The sequence below is a fragment of the Gracilibacillus saliphilus genome, assembly GCF_010994085.1.
Taxonomy (GTDB): domain Bacteria; phylum Bacillota; class Bacilli; order Bacillales; family Amphibacillaceae; genus Gracilibacillus; species Gracilibacillus lacisalsi.
Map to the genome: position 1 here is coordinate 1 of NZ_WJEB01000027.1, position 26,263 is coordinate 26,263.

Annotated in this window: 24 protein-coding genes; 14 read left to right on the forward strand and 10 right to left on the reverse strand. The window is 37.3% G+C overall.

All coding sequences use genetic code 11. The features are described from left to right. Positions 1 to 254: 254 nt before the first annotated feature. Positions 255 to 1,937: a PucR family transcriptional regulator gene (locus GHT08_RS15565; protein WP_163582397.1), complete on the reverse strand. Its 1,683-nt coding sequence runs from the start codon at positions 1,935 to 1,937 to the stop codon at positions 255 to 257. Between the two features lie 912 nt (positions 1,938 to 2,849). On the opposite strand from GHT08_RS15565, the gene ectA reads away from it, so the two are divergent. The 4 genes from ectA (at position 2,850) to GHT08_RS15585 (ending at position 5,715) form a co-directional block, all read left to right on the forward strand. Beyond that, on the forward strand, positions 2,850 to 3,362 hold the full coding sequence (gene ectA / locus GHT08_RS15570) for a diaminobutyrate acetyltransferase (protein ID WP_163582464.1): 513 nt from the start codon (positions 2,850 to 2,852) through the stop codon (positions 3,360 to 3,362). A gap of 83 nt (positions 3,363 to 3,445) precedes the next feature. After that, positions 3,446 to 4,714: a diaminobutyrate--2-oxoglutarate transaminase gene (gene ectB / locus GHT08_RS15575; protein ID WP_163582398.1), complete on the forward strand. Its 1,269-nt coding sequence runs from the start codon at positions 3,446 to 3,448 to the stop codon at positions 4,712 to 4,714. Between the two features lie 47 nt (positions 4,715 to 4,761). Then, a complete protein-coding gene (locus tag GHT08_RS15580; protein ID WP_163582399.1) occupies positions 4,762 to 5,148 on the forward strand; it encodes an ectoine synthase in 387 nt (128 codons plus the stop codon). 138 nt (positions 5,149 to 5,286) lie between these two features. Beyond that, entirely contained in the window at positions 5,287 to 5,715 is a 429-nt protein-coding gene (locus GHT08_RS15585; protein ID WP_163582400.1) for a YueI family protein, read from the forward strand. Positions 5,716 to 5,814: 99 nt separating this feature from the next. Here the strand turns inward: GHT08_RS15585 and GHT08_RS15590 are convergent, their stop codons facing one another. The 6 genes from GHT08_RS15590 to ilvD all read right to left on the reverse strand — a co-directional run bounded on the left by GHT08_RS15590 (position 5,815) and on the right by ilvD (position 12,414). Next, positions 5,815 to 7,002 carry an aminotransferase-like domain-containing protein gene (locus tag GHT08_RS15590; protein WP_163582401.1) on the reverse strand — a complete coding sequence of 396 codons (1,188 nt, stop codon included), beginning with the start codon at positions 7,000 to 7,002 and terminating at the stop codon, positions 5,815 to 5,817. A gap of 158 nt (positions 7,003 to 7,160) precedes the next feature. After that, positions 7,161 to 7,955, reverse strand: coding sequence for an ABC transporter ATP-binding protein (locus tag GHT08_RS15595; protein WP_163582402.1), 795 nt, complete (start codon positions 7,953 to 7,955; stop codon positions 7,161 to 7,163). Then, on the reverse strand, positions 7,948 to 8,946 hold the full coding sequence (locus GHT08_RS15600) for an ABC transporter permease (RefSeq protein ID WP_420370982.1): 999 nt from the start codon (positions 8,944 to 8,946) through the stop codon (positions 7,948 to 7,950). Before GHT08_RS15600 ends, GHT08_RS15595 begins: the two co-directional genes overlap by 8 nt. 91 nt (positions 8,947 to 9,037) lie before the next feature. Next, a complete protein-coding gene (locus GHT08_RS15605; RefSeq protein WP_163582403.1) occupies positions 9,038 to 10,117 on the reverse strand; it encodes an ABC transporter substrate-binding protein in 1,080 nt (359 codons plus the stop codon). 149 nt (positions 10,118 to 10,266) lie between these two features. After that, positions 10,267 to 10,581 (reverse strand): hypothetical protein, encoded by a 315-nt coding sequence (locus GHT08_RS15610; RefSeq protein ID WP_163582404.1) that lies wholly within the window; start codon positions 10,579 to 10,581, stop codon positions 10,267 to 10,269. A 141-nt stretch (positions 10,582 to 10,722) separates the two neighbouring features. After that, positions 10,723 to 12,414, reverse strand: coding sequence for a dihydroxy-acid dehydratase (gene ilvD, locus GHT08_RS15615; RefSeq protein WP_163582405.1), 1,692 nt, complete (start codon positions 12,412 to 12,414; stop codon positions 10,723 to 10,725). Positions 12,415 to 12,583: 169 nt separating this feature from the next. Here ilvD and GHT08_RS15620 point away from each other — a divergent pair, with 169 nt between their 5' ends. Beyond that, positions 12,584 to 13,111 carry a M15 family metallopeptidase gene (locus GHT08_RS15620; RefSeq protein ID WP_163582406.1) on the forward strand — a complete coding sequence of 176 codons (528 nt, stop codon included), beginning with the start codon at positions 12,584 to 12,586 and terminating at the stop codon, positions 13,109 to 13,111. Positions 13,112 to 13,121: 10 nt separating this feature from the next. On the opposite strand, the gene GHT08_RS15625 is transcribed toward GHT08_RS15620, so the two are convergent. Both GHT08_RS15625 and fni read right to left on the reverse strand, forming a co-directional pair. Next, complete coding sequence (locus tag GHT08_RS15625) at positions 13,122 to 14,105, reverse strand: NAD(P)/FAD-dependent oxidoreductase (RefSeq protein ID WP_163582407.1); 984 nt, start codon at positions 14,103 to 14,105, stop codon at positions 13,122 to 13,124. A 12-nt stretch (positions 14,106 to 14,117) separates the two neighbouring features. Further along, a complete protein-coding gene (fni, locus tag GHT08_RS15630) occupies positions 14,118 to 15,146 on the reverse strand; it encodes a type 2 isopentenyl-diphosphate Delta-isomerase (protein WP_163582408.1) in 1,029 nt (342 codons plus the stop codon). 142 nt (positions 15,147 to 15,288) lie between these two features. Here fni and pepT point away from each other — a divergent pair, with 142 nt between their 5' ends. The 8 genes from pepT to GHT08_RS15670 all read left to right on the forward strand — a co-directional run bounded on the left by pepT (position 15,289) and on the right by GHT08_RS15670 (position 24,014). Beyond that, positions 15,289 to 16,521 (forward strand): peptidase T, encoded by a 1,233-nt coding sequence (gene pepT, locus GHT08_RS15635; protein WP_163582409.1) that lies wholly within the window; start codon positions 15,289 to 15,291, stop codon positions 16,519 to 16,521. Positions 16,522 to 16,645: 124 nt separating this feature from the next. Further along, on the forward strand, positions 16,646 to 17,461 hold the full coding sequence (locus tag GHT08_RS15640; RefSeq protein WP_163582410.1) for a TetR/AcrR family transcriptional regulator: 816 nt from the start codon (positions 16,646 to 16,648) through the stop codon (positions 17,459 to 17,461). Continuing rightward, positions 17,462 to 18,949 carry an MDR family MFS transporter gene (locus GHT08_RS15645; protein WP_163582411.1) on the forward strand — a complete coding sequence of 496 codons (1,488 nt, stop codon included), beginning with the start codon at positions 17,462 to 17,464 and terminating at the stop codon, positions 18,947 to 18,949. A 134-nt stretch (positions 18,950 to 19,083) separates the two neighbouring features. Continuing rightward, positions 19,084 to 19,992, forward strand: coding sequence for a DUF7847 domain-containing protein (locus tag GHT08_RS15650; RefSeq protein ID WP_163582412.1), 909 nt, complete (start codon positions 19,084 to 19,086; stop codon positions 19,990 to 19,992). A 12-nt stretch (positions 19,993 to 20,004) separates the two neighbouring features. Continuing rightward, positions 20,005 to 20,664: a DUF4129 domain-containing protein gene (locus GHT08_RS15655; RefSeq protein WP_163582413.1), complete on the forward strand. Its 660-nt coding sequence runs from the start codon at positions 20,005 to 20,007 to the stop codon at positions 20,662 to 20,664. Then, complete coding sequence (locus tag GHT08_RS15660) at positions 20,664 to 21,773, forward strand: DUF4350 domain-containing protein (protein WP_163582414.1); 1,110 nt, start codon at positions 20,664 to 20,666, stop codon at positions 21,771 to 21,773. The genes GHT08_RS15655 and GHT08_RS15660 overlap by 1 nt, the downstream gene beginning before the upstream one ends. A gap of 2 nt (positions 21,774 to 21,775) precedes the next feature. Beyond that, positions 21,776 to 22,705: an AAA family ATPase gene (locus GHT08_RS15665; protein WP_163582415.1), complete on the forward strand. Its 930-nt coding sequence runs from the start codon at positions 21,776 to 21,778 to the stop codon at positions 22,703 to 22,705. Then, complete coding sequence (locus GHT08_RS15670; protein ID WP_337747648.1) at positions 22,659 to 24,014, forward strand: DUF58 domain-containing protein; 1,356 nt, start codon at positions 22,659 to 22,661, stop codon at positions 24,012 to 24,014. The genes GHT08_RS15665 and GHT08_RS15670 overlap by 47 nt, the downstream gene beginning before the upstream one ends. Here GHT08_RS15670 and GHT08_RS15675 read toward each other — a convergent pair. Further along, entirely contained in the window at positions 23,994 to 24,962 is a 969-nt protein-coding gene (locus tag GHT08_RS15675; RefSeq protein ID WP_163582416.1) for a stage II sporulation protein M, read from the reverse strand. The genes GHT08_RS15670 and GHT08_RS15675 overlap by 21 nt on opposite strands. Before the next feature lie 110 nt (positions 24,963 to 25,072). On the opposite strand from GHT08_RS15675, the gene GHT08_RS15680 reads away from it, so the two are divergent. Continuing rightward, entirely contained in the window at positions 25,073 to 25,870 is a 798-nt protein-coding gene (locus GHT08_RS15680) for an RDD family protein (protein ID WP_163582417.1), read from the forward strand. Positions 25,871 to 26,263: the final 393 nt, after the last annotated feature.

A 26,263-nucleotide genomic window follows, 5' to 3' on the forward strand; every position in this document is an offset into this window, starting at 1 on the left:
AACGAGTTTTCTGGTGAACATTTATAAAACTAGCGAAGGCCGACCGTTTTCGACTCCTGGGGGATTAGCATGATCTGAAGATCCACTTTGAAAAGTGCCTTTCTTTTTGAAAGTTAGCTGAAGAGCATGCCCCCCGGAAAGCGAAACGGTCAGCCGAAGCGACAGTTTAGCACTCTATTCATTTCAAAATTAAGACAAAGTTAGAGCTTCCCTTAATCGGGTAATAGTTGTTATGTCTCAGACTCATCATTCCATCATTTTATTTTATTCAGCATCCATAAGCGGACACTTAACTCTAATAAAAAAGAATCATCAGCATCGATTAAGGATAAGTGCGTGAGTGACTCTATTTTTCGCAACCGATGCAATAACGATTGACGATGTAAATTTAATTCTCTAGCTGTTTGACTAACATTTCCTTTGTATTTGTTGTATGTCTTAAAGGTAAAAATCAGGTCTGTCTGTCTCTTTTTATCGTATTCTAACAATGGCTTCAATGTATCTTTTACAATCTCATGAATATTTTCTTCTTGAGATATTGCCATTAACAGCCGGTTAATTCTTGTATCACTATAAAATGTTCTATTACCAGGACCATCATGCAGCAGTCCGATTTCTAGAGCCGTTTTTGCCTTTTCATAGCTTTCATAAAAGGGGTACGTACTTTCTTTTTGAAGTGCAATTCCCCAAGAAATATCAATATCCGAAAGTAATTGGCTTAATCGACGTTCAATCGTATCTAAAAATTGGTTGGCTACATCATGGTAAGAAGAATCCTCCGCTTGCAAATATAAAATTACTTCCCCTTTTTCAAAGGTAGTCATAGTTTTTCGCTCAAATAATTGACCTGCATAGGTGATTTCCTTCTGAATATAATAATTAAAGCTTCTTAATGATGAATGATACGGATTCTCTAAAGTATCATGCTTATCTGACCCTAACTCTTTATGGCTAATTTCTCCGACAATACAAACATAAGGAAGGTTTAGATCATAGTTTAATAATTGTGCTTTTGTTAATAGTTGATGATCTACTTTCATTTTATTTTTAGCTAAATTTAACACAAAATTATCCTTTAATCGTATTTCGGTTAACTCAATGGCATTCTCTTTCACAAAGTATAGCGCACAAGCTGTTACAGCGTGCTCTAACACATTCATTACAGACCAAGTTAGCTCTTTATTATCACCCGGTTGAAATACAATGTACCCTTGGACTTTATGGTTGTTGAGAATTTGCAACTGAAAAAAACGTTCTTTATAAAACCTGTATTCTTTCATATGATAATAGAGTGGATGTTCTTGAAATTTTATATCAGATAGTGGTATTGGTTGTAAATGACTTTCTTGAACTTCGAGGCGATAGCTTTCTAAAATATCTTTATTAAAAAATTTGTATGCTCTCCATCTTTTTTCAGCATCTGTGATGGCAACAGGAATCCTAATATGCTTATATAAAGTATGTGCAATATCTTCTAATCCTTTATCTTTTAGGACACAATTAATTAATTCTTGTCTGGCATCTTCTACCTTTTGAAGTTCTTTTTGTTTTACTTCTGTAATTTTATCCATCACAGATTGCCAAATATCCGTAAAACGAACTTCCCAAGGAACATCAATAATGATTAAATCATTTTGATTAGCCTTTTTCAAAATTCGATCAGGGATACTATAAATATATCGTCCTGTGGCAAAACCTAAAACAGATGCTCTTGATTGAATGACATCTTGCACAAAAGATTCTAATAAGTTGGGATTATCTTCGCATCCTATACCGGTACTTAAAACAAACTCATTCTTTCTGACAAAGTTTTCAACAGGAAGCTCAATAACAGAAACCCATTCAATCTGCTTTTGCTCTAACACATGCTTACCTGCTTTTACTTCACAACCTTTCATCACCGGCAATTGCATAATATTATTTACTGTTAAGCTCATATCACTCACCTCTTTTTGCTACAAAAGTTCATCACACCTAAACATGGATGCTTAAAAAAGAAACATTTTCACCTTAAAGTTGAAGTTATCTAGCTTAGCCACCATGGATAATAGAAGATTTGTCTAGACGAGCTGTTAAACGAAGTCAGAGAATTAACCATTCGCGCGTTTATATAGCTCAGTCACTTCGATCCACCTGCTAATTTCCTGGCTGAGAGAACCTTGCGCTAAAGGTTGCGATCTCGTACTTTCTTTATGACTAATATAGCAGATCGGATCTAAGAACGTACAACGGGGAAACGTGACGAATCCAACACCAATTGGGTGAAATAGCAGCCAGTCACTACAAAGACCAGAATATTAATTTCTATCTACGTCATTGGATTAGCTATTTAGACGGAACTCGTGATAAAGGGTGGTTGTTATTATGAGATCTCAAAATAAAAGGGGTAAAGAAGCTGATATATAATTTTACGCTTACGCTACGTACAATATGCCTTTTCATTCGCTGCTCTGTAGGAATATGAAGCCACATTCACGTCTCTTATTTTTGGATAAAAAGACCAAAATGTTTAGGTATAGTCTATTAGGCAAAATTTCTTAAAATGAATAACCAGCTATTCTAACCTCTCTTTTGTTAAAAAAATTATGTTTGTTTTGGTAAAAAGCGGGAATAAATAAACAGAAAACTTTGATACTTTAATCAAATTTTGCTCATTTGTAAGAATAGATGACAATATTGGAGGATTTATAAAGTTATTCCAATTGAATGAAGCTCAAGTTAATAAAAGAAGATTTATAAAGTTTAATCAAGCTATAAGCGATTTGCGGAATATTGCAAATCCCTTTATTATATTGAATGTATCATTTGCGTAAATAAATGATTGCCAAATAAGAAAGGAGTAAATTGTTATTAATTACGTACAGAACCAAGCTCCAACACTAGACGTTGTATTCTCCAAACCAACAAAAAATGATGGAGCATCTATGTGGGAATTAGTATCAAAATCAACATTAGACACAAATTCTCCCTACAAATACCTTTTAATGAGTGAGTATTTTAGTGATACTTGTGTCGTAGCAAAAGAAAATAACCAAGTGGTTGGCTTTATTACCGCATTTATCCCTCCAAAAAAACCAGATGCTATATTTGTTTGGCAAATCGGTGTTGATGCATCACAACGAGGTAAGGGTATTGCATCGAGGATGTTGCATTACTTATTAACAAGTAAGGCATGTGAAACAGTCAGGTTTGTCGAAGCAACTATTACACCAGATAATAAGGCATCGCAATCTCTATTCCAGAAACTAGCTCGTGACTTTAATACAGAAATAACTTCAAGCGAGTTTTTTACCGAGGATGTTTTCCCTGGTGATGAACACGACGAAGAATTAAAGTTTATTGTTGGGCCAATTAACAAGTAATATTGTCGTAATATTTCGTATTTTCAGAATTAGAAAGTACGGAAATATTCGATATATAAAACCATTTAGGAGGAACTTAAAAGATGAGTAAAAATATTGATATTATCAATCATCATGAATCAGTAGTACGTAGTTATGTTCGTAACTTCCCAACCGTATTTACAAAGGCGAAGAAGCACAAAATGTGGGACGAGGATGGAAAAGAATATCTAGATTTCTTCTCTGGTGCAGGTGCACTTAACTATGGACACAATGATGATCATATGAAAGAAAAATTAATCGAATACATCACAAGTGATGGGATTACTCACTCTTTAGATATGGCTTCTACAGCAAAAGCTGATTTTCTACAGAAGTTTGATGACGTGATTTTGAAACCACGTGATCTTGATTATAAAGTAATGTTCCCTGGACCAACAGGAACAAACACAGTTGAAAGCGCCTTGAAATTAGCGCGTAAAGTAACAGGTCGTACCGATATTATTAGCTTTACTGGTGGTTTCCACGGTATGACAATTGGTTCCCTATCAGTAACTGGTAACTCTATGAAACGCCAAGGTGCAGGTATTCCACTACAAAACACTGTAACGATGGCTTATGATAACTATGTTGATCATGATACTGTCGTTTATTTAGAGAGATTCTTGGAAGATAACGGTAGTGGAGTTGCAATTCCAGCCGCAATGATCGTCGAAACGGTTCAAGGTGAAGGTGGTATTAATGCTGCACGCTTTGAATGGCTAAAACAAATTGAAGAAATCTGCCGTCGTTGGGGCATTTTACTTATCATTGATGATGTGCAAGCAGGTATCGGTCGTACCGGTTCATTCTTCAGTTTCGAAGCTGCCGGTATTAAACCAGATATTATTTGTTTATCTAAATCATTAAGTGGTTATGGTTTACCACTTGCTGTAACGTTGATCAAGCCTGAGTTGGATATTTGGAAACCAGGTGAACATAACGGTACTTTCCGTGGTAATAACCATGCATTCGTGACTGCGACAGCAGCACTTGACTATTGGAAAGATGATTCATTCGAGAAAGAAATCCACGAAAAATCTGAAATTATCTACAATTTCCTAGAAAAAATAGTTTCAGACTATCCTGAAATTAAAGGGGAAGTTCGTGGTCGTGGATTTATGGTAGGTATTGCTTCAGAAGTTGAAGGGCTTGCTGAGAAAGTAACAGCTCGTTGCTTTGAATTAGGTTTAATTATGGAAACAGCGGGACCAAATGATGAAGTATTCAAGCTGTTCCCACCATTAAATATTCCAAAAGATGAACTACAAAAAGGTCTAGATATTATTGAGCAAAGTGTAAAAGGTTTAGTTAAGGATCCCGTTACTAACTAAGTTACGGTTTTCAAATATAACAGACAATACAGGAGGCAATTTATTTTATGAAAGTAGTAAAACTAGAAGACATACTAGGAACTGAATATGATGTTGACGGAGGTAACTGGGTTAGCCGTCGTCTAATAATGAAAAAAGACGGAATGGGTTATTCTGTCAATGATACCATCATTAAAGCAGGTACAGAAACTCATATCTGGTACAAAAATCACCTTGAATCTGTATATTGTATTGAAGGTGAAGGCGAAGTAGTAACATTAAGTGATAATAAAGTATGGCCAATTAAAAAAGATACGCTATATGCACTTGATGAAAATGACGAACATTTACTTCGTGCCACAACAGATATGCGCATGGTTTGTGTGTTCAACCCACCTCTATCAGGTAAAGAAGTACATGACGAAAACGGCGTATATCCAGTAGACGAAGATTAATTAATCTGCTAGAAAAACTATCCCTCTTTTCTAACAGTTGTTAAGACATTCCTATAGTAAAATTTTTCTTATCCAAAAGCTCCCTTTTCCTTGGGGAGCTTTTACTTTTTTGTATATACTATAGATGAGGTGTTGAAAATGGGAAAAAAAGAAATAGAAGATTATTTACAAGAAGGAATTTATGGCGCAAAGGAAATTAACCCTGATGAAAAAAGAAAATATTTAGGGACTTACCGTGAGAGGGTTGTATTAGCCTTATCCAAGGCACAAGTTCGTGGCGAAAAAGGACTTTCTGAATTGGAGGAACAAATCCGTCAATTTCCTAGTACTACACTATTGATGAATAATAATATGAGCTTACGTTTCTTCAAACCTTACCGTGAACTGGCTGAGAAACTTGGTATTTCTCATACCTATGTAGCAAACCGGGAAGCTGACAGTGATTATGGCCTCATATTAGCAGCTAAGACTGCTGTAGATAAGGAAGATATTTTATTAACTGAGGCCGAACAAACGGAGAAAGAAATAGAGAAGAAATCTTGGTGGCAGCGGCTCCTTGGACTATAATGATTAAAAGTCGGTAACGCGCACTACTGATAGAATGATCCCTTTATTGGATGCAGAGGAAAGACACTTGCAAACTCGCACCTTTCCTCTGATACATATTTACTTATTAATATAAGTTGATTCTAATACTTTCACAAAACGTTTCATGCCTTCTTCTATTAGTGCTGGTTCCGAGTTCGTGAAATTTAGTCGTAGTGTATTTTGTTCTGGATCTGATACATAGAATGGAGCTCCAGGCACAAAGGCTACTCCTTCTTTTACTGCTTCCTCTAATAACGCTGTTGTGTTCATTTCGTTCGGCAGCTTCACCCAGAAAAACATACCACCTTTAGGAACAATATATTCAAGCCCTTCGATGTTGGCTTTCTCTAATAGCCGCTTCATCACTAACATTCGTTCATAATAAGTTTTTCTAATTGTTTGAATGTGCTCATCAATATCAAAGTCTTGTAATAAATGTACTAATGCATGCTGACCAATAGAATTGGTATGAAGATCTGTTGCCTGCTTAGCTTGGGCCATAATTCGAATAATTTGGTGTGGGCCAACAATCCAACCAATACGAACAGCAGGGACAACCGTTTTAGAAAAAGTACTCGTGTATAATACTAGTCCATTCTCATCTAATGAAGCGATCGATGGAGGTGTTTCACTTTCATCAAATTGTAATTCCCCATAAGGATCATCTTCAAAAATAACAACATGATATTTATTTGCCAGTTCCAATAGTCTTTCTCGTCTTTCTAGTGACCACACTTTTCCAGTAGGGTTGGAATAGGTTGGTACGACATAAATGCATTTTGGTTTATGTTGGTTAATTTTTTCTTCTAAATCAGCTAAAACCATACCGTCATCATCTGAATCAACTGCCACCACTTTTGTTTCATACGATTCAAATACTTGCAATGCAGCTAAATATGTTGGATTTTCTGTTAAGATGACATCCCCTTTATTGAACATTACTCGTGAAAACAGATCAATTGCCTGTTGACTACCTGAAGTAATCAAGATATTATCAGGAGATCGGTGTAGCCCTTTCTGCTTCATACGATCTGCTAATAGTTCCCTTAACTGTGGTACTCCTTCTGTTTCACCATATTGTAATGCTTTTTTATTTGTCGTAATTGCTTTATGAAAAGCCTCGTCAACAGCTTTTACCGGGAATAAATCTTCTTCCGGTAATCCTCCTGCAAACGAGATAATATTTCCTTGATTAATAACCTTTAAGATATCTCGCACTGCTGATGATTTCAAATATTTTACTCGGTCTGAAAAACCATATTTCATTCATGATCCCTTCTTTCTATCATATAAGGAGTTTTCATTTTAAATCAAAGTGTGTCTGTTATGCAATTTATTTCGTATACTTTGTACATTTTCATTTTATACTTTCCTAGCGTGTTAGAAAAGACAGCTACTCTCTACCAAAAGTAACTGTCCTTACTTTAACCTAATATAGCTCGGTCATTCTCCATTTGTGTTCCGCGGATCCGTTGGAATTCGTGTAGTAATTTTTCGATGGTAAGTTTTTGTTTCTCTTCACCGGATACTTCTAAAATAATTTGTCCCTTATCCATCATAATCAGACGGTTACCTAAATCTAACGCTTGCTGCATATTATGGGTAACCATTAAAGTGGTTAAGCCGAACTGTTCCACTACCTCACCAGTCAGATTAGTAATCAATTCAGCTCTTGATGGATCTAATGCTGCAGTATGCTCATCTAACAGCAATATATTCGGCTCTGTAAAAGTTGCCATTAATAACGAAAGTGCCTGGCGCTCTCCACCAGAAAGCATTCCGACTTTAGCGTTCAATCTACTTTCGAGCCCTAGATGAAGAGTTTCTAAATACTCTTTAAATAAAGCCTTTCGTTTTTTGCTTACTCCAATTTTCAAAGTACGTTTTTTGTTTCTCGCATAAGCCATCGCAAGGTTCTCTTCAATTGTCATCGTCGGTGCCGTTCCTGCCATCGGGTCCTGAAAAACTCGCCCTATAAACTGGGAGCGTTTATATTCAGGAAGCATGGTTACATTTTTATCATTAATTTTTACCGTCCCGATGTCTGGCTTTAATGACCCGGAAATCATGTTCATTAATGTTGATTTTCCTGCCCCATTACTCCCAATTACGGTAACAAAATCACCCTTTTTCATCTCAAGGTTAATATCTTGCAGGGCTTTCTTTTCATCCAATGTACCTTCATTAAAGGTAATCGCAATATTTTGCATGCTAAGCATTGTTAGCCCCCTCTCCACTGGCTAGCATTGCCCTTTTTCTTCGTTTTCGTTTTGCTTCTTTTTGGGTGGCGATAATTTTCGGTGTGACAAGTGCAACAATAACAATAAGTGCCGTAATTAATTTCGCATCACCCGTTTCTAAGAATTTAAACTTTAAAGCGAAGGTCAGCACTATTCGATATGCAATGGCCCCACCAATAACCGCTAGTGTTGTACGGGCGATTGTTTTTGTTCCAAATAATGCTTCACCTATAATAACAGATGCAAGACCGATGACGATCATACCAATCCCCATATTAACATCTGAAAAACCACCATATTGCGCAATAAAAGCACCAGATAACGCAACTAGTGCATTAGAAATACCTAAACCGACAATCGTTAGAATATCAGTGTTAGCAGAAAAACTTCTGATCATTTTTTCATTATCACCAGTTGCCCGTAAAGCGAGTCCAACTTCTGTTTTTAAGAAATAATCCGTTATAAATTTAATGATTAATGTAATAATAACCATAATAATGAGTATTGCCCAAGTGCCTGGTACACGATCCGCACCAGCCATGGTAAATATACTATTTAAAAAGTTGTCAATACCTAAAGATGCCCAAAAACCTTCAATCTGATTAAACATTGTAGGTTCATTTAGTAAAGCGACATTAGGTTTATCCATAATTCTAAGATTAATAGAATACAAGGCAATCATCATTAAGATACCGGATAATAAAGGGTTAATCTTCCCTTTCGTATTTAAAATTCCTGTTACGACTCCTGCCAAAAATCCAGCAATAGCAGCATAAAAAGTTGCTAATACGGGCGGTACACCATTAACAATCGAAATCGCTGCAACCGCTCCACCTGTTACAAAACTGCCATCCACTGTTAAATCCGGGAAATCTAAAATACGAAATGAAAGATAAACGCCCAATGCCATCAACGCATAAATCGTACCAGATTCTACTGCACTGAATAAGGAAATTAAGATGCCATCCATACTACTTCTTCCTTTCTATCCTTCTGCCAAACTTGATAGAAAACCTCGACACCTATCATTCATCAGCAATGTCGAGGTTTCCTTCAGATATTTATTCTTCTTCTGTCGTTTCTAAAAATTCTGCATCTTCATCCCAGTCTTCGTTCCATTCCACACCTTGTGCTTCTGCTGCTTCTTTGTTAATAAACAACTGCATGCTTGGTGGAACTTCCACAGGGATATCTACTGTTGTTTTGTCACCTGTTAACACTTCTACCGCCATTTCACCAGTGCGATAGCCAATTGTGTGGTAATCAATACCAAACGTTGCAAAACCACCACGCTGTACAGAATCGGGTTCACCTACAAACAATGGAATGCCTTGTTCTTCCGCCACTGATACCACTGTTTCTAGTGCAGAAACAACCGTATTGTCCGTAATAATGAAGAAAACATCTGCATCACCAACTAAGGAATTGGTTGCTTGCTGTACTTCAGAAGAATTACCAACAGTAGCTTCAGTTGTAGATAAGCTCGTTCCTTCTACCGCCTCATTTACAGCCTCAATTTGAGCAACTGAATTTGCTTCTCCAGCACTATAAACAAGCCCAATTGTAGCTCCTTCGAAATAATTATCAATAAATTCTACCGTTCTTGTAACAGAATCTGGATGTAAGTCTAGCACACCCGTTATATTTTCACCTGGTTGGTCTAAAGATTCTACAAGACCACTTTCTACAGCGTCTGTTACCGACGTGAATAAAATCGGAATATCACTTGTCGCTTGTAATGCACTTTGCGCACTTGGAGTAGAGTTGGCAAAAATTAAATCTACACCATCCGCTACAAAGTTATTTGCAATTGTTGTTGCATTATTTTGATCATTTTGTGCTGATTGAAAGTCGTATTCTACTTCTAAACCAGCATCTGCAATCGCATCTTGAAACCCTTCATATGCCGCATCTAATGAAGGATGCTCTACAATTTGAGTTGCACCAATTTGATATACTTCATCGTCAGAAGGTGCCTCTTCCTCTTCTCCTTCTGTTTCTTCTGTATTTTCCTCTGTCTCTTCAGCATCTGATCCAGATCCACCATTTGTGTTATCCGTTTCGTCACTCGTACCACATGCTGCAAGAACAAGTGCACTGAAGAAAGCAATAATTAATAATAAAAGCAAGTTTTTCTTCATGATCCCCTTTTCCCCCATTTTCTTTGAATTTAGAATTTTCAAACTTTTAAGATACATTATAGCACAGATTCGACAGCTTAGGTATAGCATATTACAATTAATCTATTACTGGCGTTGTGCTTGTGTGCATCATCGAGTCGATAGATTAGCTAATTTTTTTTAAAAAACATCGTTACTAGTAAAGGTCCAATTAAACCTTCTAATTTATAAAATATAGTAGACATGAATCGATATATAAAGACGCAATGTCTCACTAGTGATAGATAATTAAACACAACTTCTTTATCCTTCATTGCACTTATGATGGACACTTTCCTTGTATCTCCCTCTTTTTTGTCCTTCATCGCGCTTATGATGGACACTTTCCTTGTAGCTCCCTCTATTTTGTCCTTCATCGCGCTTATGATGGACACTTTCCTTGTAGCTCCCTCTATTTTGTCCTTCATCGCGCTTATGATGGACACTTTCCTTGTATCTCCTTCTTTTTTGTCCTTCATTAAGCTTATGATGGACACTTTTCCAACTCAGGTGCTTTTTTGTCCTTCAGATGCAAAAAAACACGCGTCTCATCAATGATGAAACGCGTGTTTTGACCACTATCTTCCTTATTGATCTGTTCGATTGATGAAGTCTGTTACGGCACCTTGTGATGAGCAGGAAACGTTGTGCGCGTACTTTCCTAACACACCTCGTTTGTATAGCTCTGGTGCTTTCCAGTTTGCACGACGTTTTGCTAATTCTTCGTCCGAAACATCCATCGAAATTTCTTTTTGTTCTGAATCAATGGTAACCATATCTCCTTCTTCTAAGAAAGCAATTGGTCCACCTGATTGTGCTTCTGGCGAAATATGACCTACTACAAGACCATGTGTACCACCAGAGAATCGACCGTCTGTTAATAACGCTACTTTTTGGCCTAAACCTTTACCAACTAAGATTGCAGAAATAGAAAGCATTTCCGGCATACCTGGTCCACCTTTTGGCCCTACATAACGAATAACTAGAACATCCCCTTCTTTGATCTCGTTATTCATTACTGCGTTTGTTGCTTCTTCTTCATTATTAAATACACGAGCAGGACCTGTGTGACGTTTTACTTTTACACCTGATACCTTTGCAACCGCACCGCTCGGTGAAAGATTACCTTTTAATACGATTAATGGTCCATCTGCACGATATGGATCACTTAATGGATGAATAATATCTTGGTCATCAGATAGAATTGGTGCATCCGCATAATTTTCTGCAATTGTCTTACCAGTAACAGTTAAACAGTCGCCATGTAAGTATCCATTATCTAATAATAGACGCATTACAGCTGGAACTCCGCCAATTTTATGTAAGTCTTCCATTACATATTTACCACTTGGCTTCAAATCTGCTAAGTGTGGTACTTTTTCTTGGATACGATTAAAGTCATCAATTTTTAGATCTACTTCTGCTGCATTAGCAATCGCTAATAAGTGAAGGATAGCGTTAGTAGATCCACCTAATGCCATAACAGCAGTGATCGCATTTTCGAATGCTTTCTTCGTTAAAATATCTTTCGGATAAATACCTTTCTCTAACAAGTGGTAAACTGCTTCCCCTGCTTTACGACAATCTTCAAATTTCTCAGGAGATTCCGCCGGGTTAGAAGAACTTCCAGGTAAACTCATACCTAGTGCTTCTACAGCCGTCGCCATAGTATTTGCTGTATACATACCACCGCAAGAACCTGCACCTGGGCATGCATGACATTCAATTCCTCGCAATTCTTCATCATCAATATCACCGTTATTGTGTTTACCTACCCCTTCAAAAACAGACACAATATCTAACTTTTCCCCTTTACGGTATCCTGGCGCAATCGTTCCACCATAAACAAAAACAGCTGGAACATCAGAACGAGCAATTGAAATTAAACAACCAGGGATGTTCTTATCACAACCACCAATTGCTACATAACCATCCAAGTTCTCTGCTCCTACTACTGTTTCAATCGAGTCTGCAATTACATCACGACTTGGAAGGGAATAACGCATTCCCGACGTCCCCATCGAAATACCATCAGATACTGTGATTGTATTAAAAATTAACGGAACACCACCAACTTCACGAGCGCCTTCCTTAGCTTGGATCGCTAAGTCATCTAAGTGGATATTACATGGTGTTACCTCACTCCATGTACTTGCAACACCAATCATAGGCTTTTTAAAATCTTCATCTGTTACCCCAACAGCACGTAACATCGCACGGTTTGGAGCACGTTTTGCATCATCAAACACATTACTTTTGATACGTAAGTCCTTCCCCATTCCAACATGCCTCCCCACTATATTTTCTAGAAATACTAGAATTCTTTCAATTTATAATTTTCTGTAAAATTTAGTTTGAGAAATGGTGTCTCTACATCTCAATAATGATATAGTATCATATATTTATGAAATACGGAATAATTCGAACTTTAAAATAGAGGAGAAAAAAATGAAAATTCGCACAATTTTAGTCCTATTGTTTATTATTGGCATTGGTTACTTCATTTTTCTGTTTCAGAAATACAGCAATCGACCAATGCCGACAGAACTACATCCAATTGTGGAAGAAAAGAAAGAAGAACTGGTAAAGCAAGCAGAAGAAATCGGGATTACCGTAATCATTACGGACGGTTTTCGCTCTGTCGAAGAACAGGATGCAATCTATCAGCAAGGAAGAGAAACTGATGGAAACATTGTTACCTATGCTAAAGGGGGAGAATCCTATCATAATTATGGACTTGCGATCGATTTTGCCCTGCTAACAAATGACGATAATGTTGTCTGGGATTTAGAATATGACGGCAACCAAAATGGGGAAAGCGATTGGAACGAGGTGGTCGAGATCGCTAAAGAATTAGGTTTTTCCTGGGGTGGTGATTTTACCCGTTTTAAAGATTATCCACACTTGCAAATGGACTTTGGTCTAAGCATCAGGGAATTAAAATGGGGGAAACGACCTGAAGATGTGATCGATTAGCCCCCTTCTATCAACGGTAAATTACCGTACTATACAGTTGTTCAGTAGCACGTGGATCGATAAATAAATGTGCTTTATTAACAGCCGTAATTGCTTCCGAATAGCCCGATGCAATCAAATTTGTTTTCCCTTCATATTGGACAATATCACCAGCTGCAAAAATGCCGGGTATATTAGTTGCCATGTCACCTTTAACCAAAATACGCCCTTTATATGTCGCAACTCCCCAGTTATCAAGGGGAGTTGCCTGTAACTCAAGACCGTGATAAGAAAGTAACGCGTCTGTTTCAACGGTAATAGTTTCATTGATCTCCACGGATTGCAGTTGATTTTCCTTCACATCAAAATTCGTTATGTGGGATTCCATATGAATTGGAATGGAACTATTTCGTAATTGCTCTAAATCTTCTTCTTTTACTTGATGGAATTTGGAATCTGGATTCACTACCGTGACAGATTTCGCATGATCCTTAAGATACAATGCCCAGCCTACTCCTACCTTATTATTAGCAGTAATAACGACATTTTTATGATGGTACTTTTCCCGGTTCATCAAGTTAGTAGCCACATGTTTGCGAAATTTTGGAAAAGGTAACGCATCCCAATTATCTGGCATTTTCGTTTGAAATGTTCCAGAGCCTGTTGCAAGCAAAATCACTTTCGTAATATGTCTCTCCCCGTCACTCGTATTTAAAATAAAATGATCCGATTTTTGCTCGATAGACTCGACCCATCTATTGGTTAACATCTCAGGTTGATGCCGGTTAGCTTGAGCTATCATTTGCTTCACTAAGTCTTCGCCTGATATATCAGGGTATCCACCGACATCATAGATTAATTTTTCCGGAAAAAATTGCATCACCTTGCCGCCAAATTGAGATTGAGATTCTAACAATTTAACTTTCATATTACGCATGGTTGCATAATACGTAGCAAAAAGACCAGTTGTGCCACCACCAATAATGGTGATATCAAACAATTCATCATCCCCCATCGCTATACACCTCTATCTTTTATATAATCGGTCAGTAGATTGTAATGCCTTTAAGTTTACAGCACCTACACCAAACATGACCATTTGCAATTCTAACTCGCGAACTTGCATCCATTCTATCACATTCTCAGCAGAATCAACCGCTTCTTTTAAAATCGACCTGGCGAAACCTACATAATCGGCACCTAATGCAATCGCTTTAGCTGCATGGAGACCGTTGCGAATACCACCACTGGCAATGATGTTTTTTTCCGGCATTATACCGGAAACCTCTTCTAAACAAACTGCAGTGGAATTTCCCCAGCTTGCAAAAGCTTCTGCTGCCTGTTTCTTAAATTTTTCTTTAGAACGCAATTTCTCTACTTGACTCCAAGATGTACCACCTGCTCCAGCGACATCAATAAAGGAAACACCAATATCGATTAATCGTTTTGCTGTTTTTCCGTCAATCCCAAATCCTACTTCTTTCACCCCTACCGGAACAGCTAGCGACTGAATCAAGTTCTCGATTTTAGGCAGCAAATTACTGAAATTCGTATCCCCTCCGGATTGAATCACCTCTTGAATCGTATTTAAATGAAGGACCAACGCATTGGCATCTGTCCACTCTACAATCTGTTTAACCTGATCAACTGTCACACCATAATTCAGCTGTACTGCCCCGAGATTTGCTATAATCGGTGTATTCGGTGCATATTCTCTAACTTGAAAAGATTGACGGAACTTTTCGCTTTCTAACATCACCCTTGTTGAGCCTAAAGCAAAGACCCAACCTTGTTGTTCTGCCGCGATCGCCAGATTTCGATTGATCTTCTCAGCCATTTCTGCTCCACCAGTCATCGAACTAATCAAAAAAGGTGTCCGTAGGTGTTGATCAAAAAATGTCGATGAGATATCAATCGCTTCAAAATCGATTTCAGGTAATGCGTTGTGCTGAAAACGATATAGATCGAAGCCATTTGTTATTCCTTCTCCTAATGCCTCTTCTTTCAAACTTAACGCTATATGCTCACTTTTCCGTTTGTGGATTTTATCAGACATATACTGACTCCTTTTATACAATAATTATTAATACTAGTATACATAAATCTATTTAAAATCTCTCGTTGACACTCTTTCAGCATTAGTATGATATGATTAATGGTAAAACTATACATATCGCAACTGAAATGGAGGCCTTAACATGAAACAGAAACTAATAGAAAGATTAAGTAAATATGTACAAATCGATACACAGTCAGATGAAAGTAACCCGGACTGTCCCTCAACAGATGGCCAATGGGAACTAGCACATTTGCTAGTAGAAGAATTAAAAGATATTGGCATGCATGATGTAACAGTTGATAAACATGGCTATGTGATGGCGACTCTTCCGAGTAACGTTGATAAAGATGTACCAGTAATTGGCTTTCTTGCCCATATTGATACAGCAACAGACTTTACCGGTAAAGGAGTAAAACCTCAAGTAGTCGAACAGTACAATGGCAAAGATATTCTATTAAACAAAGAGAAAAACATTGTCCTGTCACCAGATGAGTATCCTTCATTGGCAAACTATAATGGACACACCTTAATAACAACAGATGGTACTACATTGCTTGGCGCTGACAACAAAGCAGGTATTTCTGAAATCATGACCGCATTAGAATATCTTATGGCAAACCCTGATCTTCCACATGGTACAATCAGAGTCGCTTTTACGCCAGACGAGGAAATTGGGCGTGGTCCTCATAAATTTGATGTAGATCGATTTGGTGCTCAGTTTGCTTATACGATTGATGGTGGACCATTAGGTGAACTACAATACGAAAGTTTTAATGCTGCCGCTGCAAAAATTACTGTGCAAGGTAACAATGTTCATCCGGGAACAGCAAAAGGGAAGATGGTTCACGCAACTAAAATAGCAATGGAAATTCAAGCACAATTACCAGCAGAACAAGCTCCAGAGTATACAGAAGAATATGAAGGCTTTTTTCATCTACTTTCATTCAAGGGGGATGTAGAAGAAGCTAAGTTATATTATATTATCCGTGACCATGACCGAAATAAATTTAATAAGAAAAAACAGTTGATTACTTCCATAGTCAAGGAGTTACAAAATCAGTATGGTGAAGAATGTATCCAGCTAGAAATGAAGGATCAATACTATAATATGGCAGAAAGAATCGAACCTGTTAAATATATTGTAGATATAGCAGCAGAAGCTATGAAAGATGTCGAAGTTGAGCCTTTAATCCAACCAATTCGTGGTGGAACAGATGGTTCACAACTTTCCTTTATAGGATTACCAACCCCTAATATATTTACTGGTGGTGAGAACTTCCATGGAAAATTCGAATATATTTCCGTCGATAATATGGTTAAAGCTACCGAAACGATTATAAAAATTGCTGAACGATTCACGAAACAATGCTAATGAGAGCATTGTTTTTTTATTGTAAATTTAATTTTTATACGTTGACACTAGACTCGATATTTAATACAATAGCTTTCGTGACCAAAAAGTCATTATGGTGACCATTTAGTCAGAAGGTGATCAATTGGATACTAAACAGCACATCATGAATACAGCTTTAATACTGTTTTCAGATCATGGGTTTAATGAAACATCTGTCCAGCAAATAGCCCAAAAGGCAGGTATTTCTAAAGGCGGTTTCTATAATTATTTTTCTTCTAAACGGGATTTAATGCTGGAAATGATTGATGAACATCACAACAAAATTATTAACAGTACCCATCAAATAGATGAAACAAATCGCAATTTAGCTGCGTATATACAACACGAGATGACAGCATGGATGGAACACCAGCCTTTTATTCATGTGATGTTGAATGAGTTTCAACCAAAAAAGGACCCACAAATTAATAAAAAAATGGATGAACTACATGTTTCGCTAACACAGAAACATAAGGAGATATTCTATCTGTGTTATGGGGAAAAAATAAAACCATTTCTTACCGATATGGTTGTCATTTTAGAAGGTATGCTGAAAGAGTATTTGTTATATATGTTTATCAAACAAACCCAATTTGACGTCCAACAATTAAGTAATTGGATATGTCATCACATCGACAGCATTGTTAATAATCTTAATGACATGGATCCTTTTTTAAACGAAACTCAAAACGAAACATTGGAAAGTGTGTTAAAAGATTTAAAAGCAGCTATTAAGCAAAAAAAGCTTCCTAATCAAGACAAACTCTTAAAAGTAGTGAAAAAGATAGAACAGGAAATTGATAACCATTCACCATATTCTATCACCGCAGAAGTATCACTACACTTTTTAAAAGGCGAAGAAACGATTCATACAGACGTATTAAGACTAGAGCGTTTGTGCAAACAAGGGGGTAATTAAATGAATCAACAAGTAAATCCAACAGAAGTAAAAAGGATACCCATCGTCGCTGTAATGCTCGTAGGTGCTTTCGTAGGGTTATTAAATGAAACGCTGCTAGCAACTGCATTGCCAAGCATTATGGAGGATTTTGGCATCGCAGAAAACCAAGTACAATGGTTAACTACTGCCTTCTTATTAACTAATGGTGTCATGATACCAATATCTGCTTTCTTAATTGAACGCTTTACAACAAGACAACTATTTATCACAGCTTTAAGTATTTTTGGGTTAGGTACATTTATTGCATCGATTTCCCATGCATTTGAATTACTGTTGGTAGCGAGAGTTATTCAAGCTGCCGGATCCGGTATCATGCTACCGCTAATGATGACGGTTATGTTAAAAATATTCCCACCAGAGAAACGTGGAGCTGCAATGGGGATGGCTGGGATTGTTATTTCCTTTGCACCTGCAATCGGACCAACACTTTCTGGTTGGTTACTAGAATTTTTCTCCTGGAGAGGGTTATTTTATGTAGTACTACCAATCGTGATTATTGCCATTACCATCGCTACGATCTTTGTTAAAAATGTAACAGAACAAACTTATCCAAAGATTGATATTCTTTCTATTCTGTTATCATCATTTGGATTCGGGGGTCTGTTATATGGATTTAGCAGTCTCAGTGGCGGACATGGCGGAGGAGAAGCCAGTGCTCAAATTGATGGTCAAGCAATAGCAATTATTATAGCTGGTGCAATAATCATTACCTTATTTATTATCCGTCAAATGAAATTAAAACATCCAATGCTCGAATTTCGTGTATTTAAATACCCGATTTTTTCCTTGTCCTTAATCATTACAATGATTGTACTGATGGCACTAATCGGAGCAGAAACCATGTTGCCTTTATACATGCAAAACACAAGAGATTTTACCGCTTTAGAATCTGGACTAATGCTATTCCCAGGTGCGATTGTAATGGGGATTATGTCTCCTATAACCGGTATGTTATTTGATAAGTTTGGCGCGAAATGGTTAGCAGCAATTGGCATGACCATTGTAACAATTACGACTTTCTTATTTACGAGTCTAGAAATGGATACAGCATATAGCTTTCTTGTTACGATCTATGCCATTCGTATGTTTGGCCTTTCATTAGTGATGATGCCTGTCATGACAGCAGGATTAAACCAGCTACCACCAGAATGGCACCCACACGGGACAGCAATGGCAAACACGATGCAGCAAGTTTCTGCTTCCATTGGAACGGCGATATTGATTACCGTCATGACCTCTGCTGCAACCAACTATCAGCCAGACCAAGCAGCATTAGAAGGTTTATCAGAAGCAGAAGCAATGAACCAAGTCGCTAGTAATGCAGCAATCAGTGGTTACAATACCGCTTTCTGGATCGCAACGATCTTATCGATTATCGGTCTCTGTTTATCACTATTCTTAAAAACAAAAACACAAACAGATCAAGCAAATAAGAAAGCAGCTTAAAGATTTAGGGGGGGATGACATTGGTTCATCCTCCTATTTTTTACAAATCCCTTCTAAATTATCCCCCATCAATTGGAAATCATGTTAAAATAGGCTATGTATGATTACTTATACATAGGGAGGAATAGCTGGAAATGAAAGACAACATAACAAAACCATTAGGATTTGGCGAAATTTTAGATCAAACATTTCGTATTATCAAATCCAATTTTAAATCTTTATTTACTATTACCTTTTTAGTAATGGTACCGTTGTTTGCGCTACAAGCTTTTATTTTAACGTTAAGCGGACGCGATTTTATTATTGGCGGTGACCCAGGACAAGGTCTGGTTGATCAACTGCTTACAGGTGCTGACTCTGTCGTCAACACCACCATACAAGAGGACATAATATCCATGTTCGTAGATCTGCTAATGGTTTTTGCCATCCCGGTTCTTGCAGGTGCCGTTACTTGGGCAGTCAAAAACGCAAGAGAAGGGAAAGACATATTTGCGAAAGAAATGATCAATAAAACGTTGCCAAGATATGGGCCACTTCTGGGAAGCACCATGCTTTTTGGTCTTATCACATTTGGAATACTCTTACCTTGTTTTTTTGTAATTGGTTTTATAAGTGTTCTTCTCGCAATCATACACCCTATTTTGACTTTTGGCTTTTTGATGCTTTCTTCTTTAGGTATCTTTATAGGTGTAGGTTTACTCTTAACAAAATGGAGCTTATACTTACCCGCTGTACTCTTTGACAATGTCGCACCAGGATTATCGAAGAGTTGGCGCCTAACAAAGAAACAAACATGGAAATTCTTTGGCTTATTTATTGTGCTTCTGATTATTACAACCATTATTAGTGGGATATTACAACTACCACTTATCTTTTTAGGAAACAGTGTGTTAGCACATTTATTAACCAACATCATTTCGTTAATATCTTCTATCGTGTTTACCGTTGGTTATGCTGTTATGTATTTTGACGCTACTGTTAGACAAGAAGGTACCGACTTACAGGAAATGATTAAAGAATACGAAGTGACAGAAGAATCGTAAAGGAGATCGGCCATGTCATCTTTTCGAACAGAGCAAGATCAGTTAAACGACATTTTAAGTAAACAAGAATATCAAGTCTATTATGAGGATAATCGCAGTTTTTTAGAAAGAATATGGGATCGTATAACAGACTGGATTGGCGACATTCTCGCTCTATTATTTGATTCCTTTGAACCTTCTTCGACAACTGGTAATCTGATTATTACCCTCATTATACTGATTGTTTCAGCTGTAGTGATACTTGGTATGATCGCTTTGGTCATGTTCACAGTGAGAAAAAGAAAACTATCCAATCGGCAACCATTTGTAAAGCATGATGAATTAGCTTGGAGCTATCACGAACATTTGCACGCTGCCAATGATTTTGAAGCACAAGCTGATTTCCGCCGTGCCACAAGGCATCATTTTCTAGCGTTGTTGTTAATCTTTGATGAGTATGGTTTTTTACAAGCAAATCAGTGGAAAACGAATTGGGACTATTACGATGAACTGAAGCAGAGCAATAAAACACTAGCAGTAGACTTTTACAATTTAGCCTTATTATTCGAGAAAGTCACATATGGTGAACAGTCCATCACTGAAGATGATTATCGAAAGTTCAAGGCCGAAACTAGTAAATGGATTGATTCCATTTTGCAGCAATCAGACCCAAAAGAAATAGGTGAACGATAATGTTTGGAAAAAAAAGAAGCTGGATCTTTGGAATCTTATTTTTTCTTTTGCTTATCGTAGTCAGTGTAATCTCGACTAGTAATACACCAGAAGAGTATCCGCCTTATCTGGTCGAGTCGCCATCCCCAACAGGGCTTAAGGCGCTTTATACATATTTAGAACAAAATGGGCATGATGTTACCCAAGAAGAAACACTTCCCACGATGACAAAAGAAACATTAAGGGTATTAGTTAATCCACCAGTGTTTACAGATCAACAAATTGAAAATCACTATCTCGATTATGTAAGACAGGGTAATACCATCGTGCTCGCCAAAGAAAATCCGGATGGACTCTTTAATCTGAAAACAGAATATGCATTAACCGGATCAGAGTCAGAAACAACAGAAGCTGACTATCAAGGTAAGAAGTTGGAAGTGCTCCAAAACAGCTTTGTCCGTTTGGCGACAAACGAAGATGACGACGTGCTGCTAGAGGATGATGCTGGTGCACTTGCAATCGAACGGCATATTGGCGAAGGCTCCTTAATTGTACTTTTAGAACCAACCTGGCTTACAAATGATCAAATTACCAAGCATGATCACACGTCTGCAGTATTTAACCTGATCCCATTCGAAGAATCAAGACCAGTTATTTTTGATGAATATAGTTTAACGAAGTCAGGTGGTCTTGTATCTCATTTTGAATTATATCCAGGTTGGGCTTATGTATTATTGGTCCAAGGTATCATCATGGCGATTTTTATCCTATGGAATCAAGGTAAACGCTTCGGACCGATTTACCCTGTTCGAGAAGAAACAGTCCGTTTAAGTAATGAAAGGTTAAGAGCGATCGCAATTTGGCAAGCAAAAGGTAAAAATTATTACGCATCGCTCGAATACCAGCTTGACTATCTAAAAGAAGTTATTCGAGAAAGATATGGTATACCTTATCAGCAAAATTGGACGGAAAGATTAGCTGAGATTGCAGGCAAAACAGCTATTTCCACAAAAGAATTAGATTATATTGCTCAAGGAATTGAAACCATTTTAGCCAGCAAATCGTTAAATAAACAAGAGTATCTTTCTTGGTCTGCAAAAATAGACAAAATACGAGAAGAGGTGGAGTAACGATGACTTCAAAGATTTCGTCATTATTAGAAAACTATGAACAACATATTCTTGGTCAACAGAAAAATTTACGATTATTATTAGCCGCTGCTTTAGCTGGTGGTCATGTATTAATAGAAGGGGTACCAGGAACAGGTAAAACACAAATGGTAAAAACATTAGCTAAGTTACTAGATAGCGACTTCAAACGTGTACAGTTCACCCCTGATTTACTACCAAGTGATATCACAGGAAGTGCTATCTATAATATGAAAGAACATGACTTTCAAACTTTAAAGGGCCCGATATTTACAAATGTTTTGCTAGCAGATGAGATCAACCGTACACCTGCTAAAACGCAAGCATCGCTGTTGGAAGCAATGGAAGAAAAACAAGTTACCATTCAAGGAGATACTTATAGATTACCAGATTTCTTTTTTGTTGCCGCAACACAAAATCCTATTGAATTTGAAGGTACGTACCCGTTACCTGAAGCACAACAAGATCGCTTCTTCTTTAAACTCAAGGTCGACTTCCCTAGCTTGGAAGAAGAAATTTCTGTCTTACAAATGGTAATCGAGAAACAATCCAATTCCTTGGAGATTCAAGCGATGTTCTCCAATGATTCATTACTAGAAATTCAACAAAAAGTTCAAGGAGTAAACATTAGTAACGAAATAGCTGATTATATTACGAAAATTGTTCGTAAAACACGTGAATTGGAACATATTCAATATGGAGCAAGTACTCGTGCTGCGATCGCAATAGCAAAAACAGCACAAGCTTGGGCCTATCTTGATGAACGTGACTATATAACACCGGATGACGTCAAAACAGTAGCTATTCCTAGTTTACGTCATCGTGTTCAACTATCTCCATATGCAGAATTGGAGGGATCTGATATCGATGAAACGATTCAAGAGCTTGTGGGATCGGTTGCTGTTCCGAGATAAAGGGATCATTCCTACATACAAACTGATTACCTATTACGCCCTTTTCACCTTAGCTATGTTTATTCTATCAATCTGGCAATTTTCGTGGCTGTTTCTAGGAATAGCCACGCTACTAATGATAGGTCTATTAATCATAGATGCATTCCTACTACCAAAAAAAGAAGACATAGAGGTAGCTCGGACAATAGCTGACGAAATGGAGCGTTATGCGAAACAAATGGTAACCATTCATTTTCACAATCGCACAAACGACACATATACCGTTCGGTTAATAGATGGAATACCTGAATCATTTCAAACTATTTTTCCAACCAACCAGTTGATTCCTAGCGGAAAATCGGTTGCTATTTCGTATGAGATATTTCCTCAAATAAGAGGAAAATATCAAATAAATACGTTATATGTACGTTTAAAAACAAAAATGGGACTCTGGGAAAAACAAATTACTTATCACCTGTCTGATGAAGTAAAGGTTATACCTAATTTATCAGAGACCAAAAAATATTTAGCAAGTGCTCAGAAATATTTATTACACGAAGGCATCAAGATTCGAAAAGTGCGAAGTGGTGTTGGGGAATTCTCAAAGGTTAGGAGCTATGTCGTTGGCGACGACCCACGTAAAATAAATTGGCGTCAATCTGCCAAATTACAAGAGATGATGACTAATGAATATGAACCGGAACATGGAAAAAGTGTTACAATCTTACTTGATTGCGGTCGCATGATGGGAGTTGAGTTAGAAGAAGGAAACCGGTTGGAAAAATCTATTGAAGCGGCAATTACGCTCGCAACAGCAGCTTTGCAAAACGGTGACCAAGTATCTGTGATCGCCTTCTCAAAAGAAATTAAAGCAGTTGTGCCTAGTGGAAAAGGATTAGAACATTTAGATACCATTTTACAAACGATATATGACCTAGAAGTAGACGCACAAGAATCCAACTATGCGCTTGCTATACAGCATGCCCAATCGATCCAACGAAAACGTAGTATGATTGTGCTCTTTAGTGATGTGCAAACATTTGTGAATGAAGATTATCAACTATTTTATATGAAAAAAATAAGAAAAAAACACCTTTTTGTCATGCTAGGCATTGAAGATCGACTACTACAAGCACAAATAAAGATGAAGCCAGATGATACTATAGCGGCAATGGAAAAAAGCATGGCACAAAAACAGTACATCAACCAGAAACAAGTGATGAGGAAATGGGAAAAGCATGGACTACCCATGCTCGAAGCACCTGCTGAACGGTTAGCAGTCACTTCTGTTTCCCATTATATTGAAACATTAAACCGTGGATTGTTGTAGAGCTCTTTTGCGCAAAAGAAAATGACCGATGATCATGTAAGCAATCAGACCAATAGCGGTCGTAACTGCTACAGCATATTTCATCTCTAACGAAATATCAGCAGGAGTGATAAACCCTTCGATGGTACCAGCGATTACAAATAACGGGATCGTTCCTAGCATCAGTTGAACGGACCTTATTGTTTGGGTCTTTAACTGGTACCCTCTCGAATGCTTACCAGGTACAAACAATTTGTATCCCATTAAAAGCCCTGCACCACCTGCTATAAAAATAGCAATTAACTCAATGACGCCATGTGGGACAATATAAGCCCAAAACACATATGAATTGCTATAGTTGAAAAAAAGTCCTGCAATTGCGCCAACAATAATACCGTTATAAATTAATACATATACAGTCAATAATCCGAATGTGATGCCACCAGCAAAGGCTAGAATACCGACCCGAATATTGTTAATCATAATTTCTGTCGACATGACAGGTGCATCAACAGCTGCCGGGTCTTCGCCGAGCGATTCAGGATCAAATGACTGTGCCATATTTTCCGGTAGGATACCATATAAATGAGCTGGATTTTCAACTACAGCGAAAAAACTCGCAATACCTCCAAAACAAAACAAAAGCATGGCAATCATAATTGCCTTCCATTGTTCCAGTAATAAACCTACAAATTTGCTGGAAAAGAAATGATAGGCTTGTTTCCATGAAGAATGCTGGGATTGGTATAATATGTTGTGTGCTTTTCCAACTAGTTCATTTAAATAATTGGTTACATCTTCATTTGGAAAAAATGTCTGACTATACGATAACTGTCTGGAAACTTTCTGGTATGTATGTTGAAACTCTTCGATAATTTTGCTGGACTTTTGCTTTGGTAATTGGTTTACCAGTCTTTCTAACCGTTCCCAGTCTTGGCGATGCTGTTTGATGAATTGATTTAATTGCATATAATCACCTTTTTTTCTAGCATTTTACTTTATTATAATGGAAAATAGACTTAATGAACAGTACAGAAAGCTACTGTTCTTCTGAAAAAGTAACAGGAAAGAGGTTAAACATGGAACAAGAACAGTTAAAGGTAAAGACACCCGAATATGTTTCCTTACAATTTCAATTAGCTGGTTTAGGATCGAGAGCTGCTGCCCAGATCATTGACTTCACCCTTATTTTTTTAACACAATTATTAACGATCTTTCTTTTAATACTAGCGTTTAATAATAGTTTCAGTGATTTATTTTCAGGGCATCTCGATAGTATTCTGTTAGTAATTCTCATCATCATTATTTATTTATTTCACTTTGCTTACTTCATTTTCCTTGAATACTACTGGGGAGGACGAACAATTGGCAAAAGAATGCTAGGTATCCGTGTTATTCAGGAAAACGGACATAATATTACTTTTCTTTCGAGTATCATTCGCAACTTTGTGCGACTGATAGATATGATGCCAAGTGCGTATCTAGTTGGTATTATCATGATTTTTTTTCATTCTAAACATAAGCGGTTAGGAGATATAACAGCAGGGACGATTGTTGTACATGAAAGGCGAAAAAAGTCACTTAAACAATCGCCACTTGAAAAATATATCGAGCAACAAGGGATTCGAAAAGAAGATTTACAATTAGAACCTTATCATTTGAAGCAATTTAATCAGAAGGATTGGCGACTTTTACAGACCTACGTACATCGAATTCTTCATATGGGTATACAAGAAAAAAGAACGCTAACAACGAAAGTCAGTGAAATACTCTTGCCAAAAATTGAAGATCAGACGCAAAACAGTATCAAAAGTAACGAGGAATGGTTATTACTACTTTATTTACATCTAAAAGATGAGTGGGAATACGTTTTATAGAAACTCCCCACTCCATGAGACACGCATAAGAAAACTGAGCAAAATTCACTCAGTCCTTATCACTAAATGCTCAGATTTAAGCTTCCTCTAGTGTTTATTATGAAATAATATCAACTGCTTGATCACCACTCCGGCTGCCCTCTTCCCTTTCCGTGGGGTTTGTCCTTCAGCTAACTTTTTTGAGCAAAACTCGCTCAAAAAAGTGGATCTTCAGGTCAAACCATTCCCACAGGAGTTGAAGTGGGCGGCCTTCGCTTTATACATGTGCTACAACATTTGTCAGATCAGGCAACTTGAGTTGTTATCCCTGTGAAAGTGCAGGCATGACATAGGAAATCACTAACAAGGTTTATAAAACCCAATATGCTTTCTCTATTATTCGTTGTAGAAAAA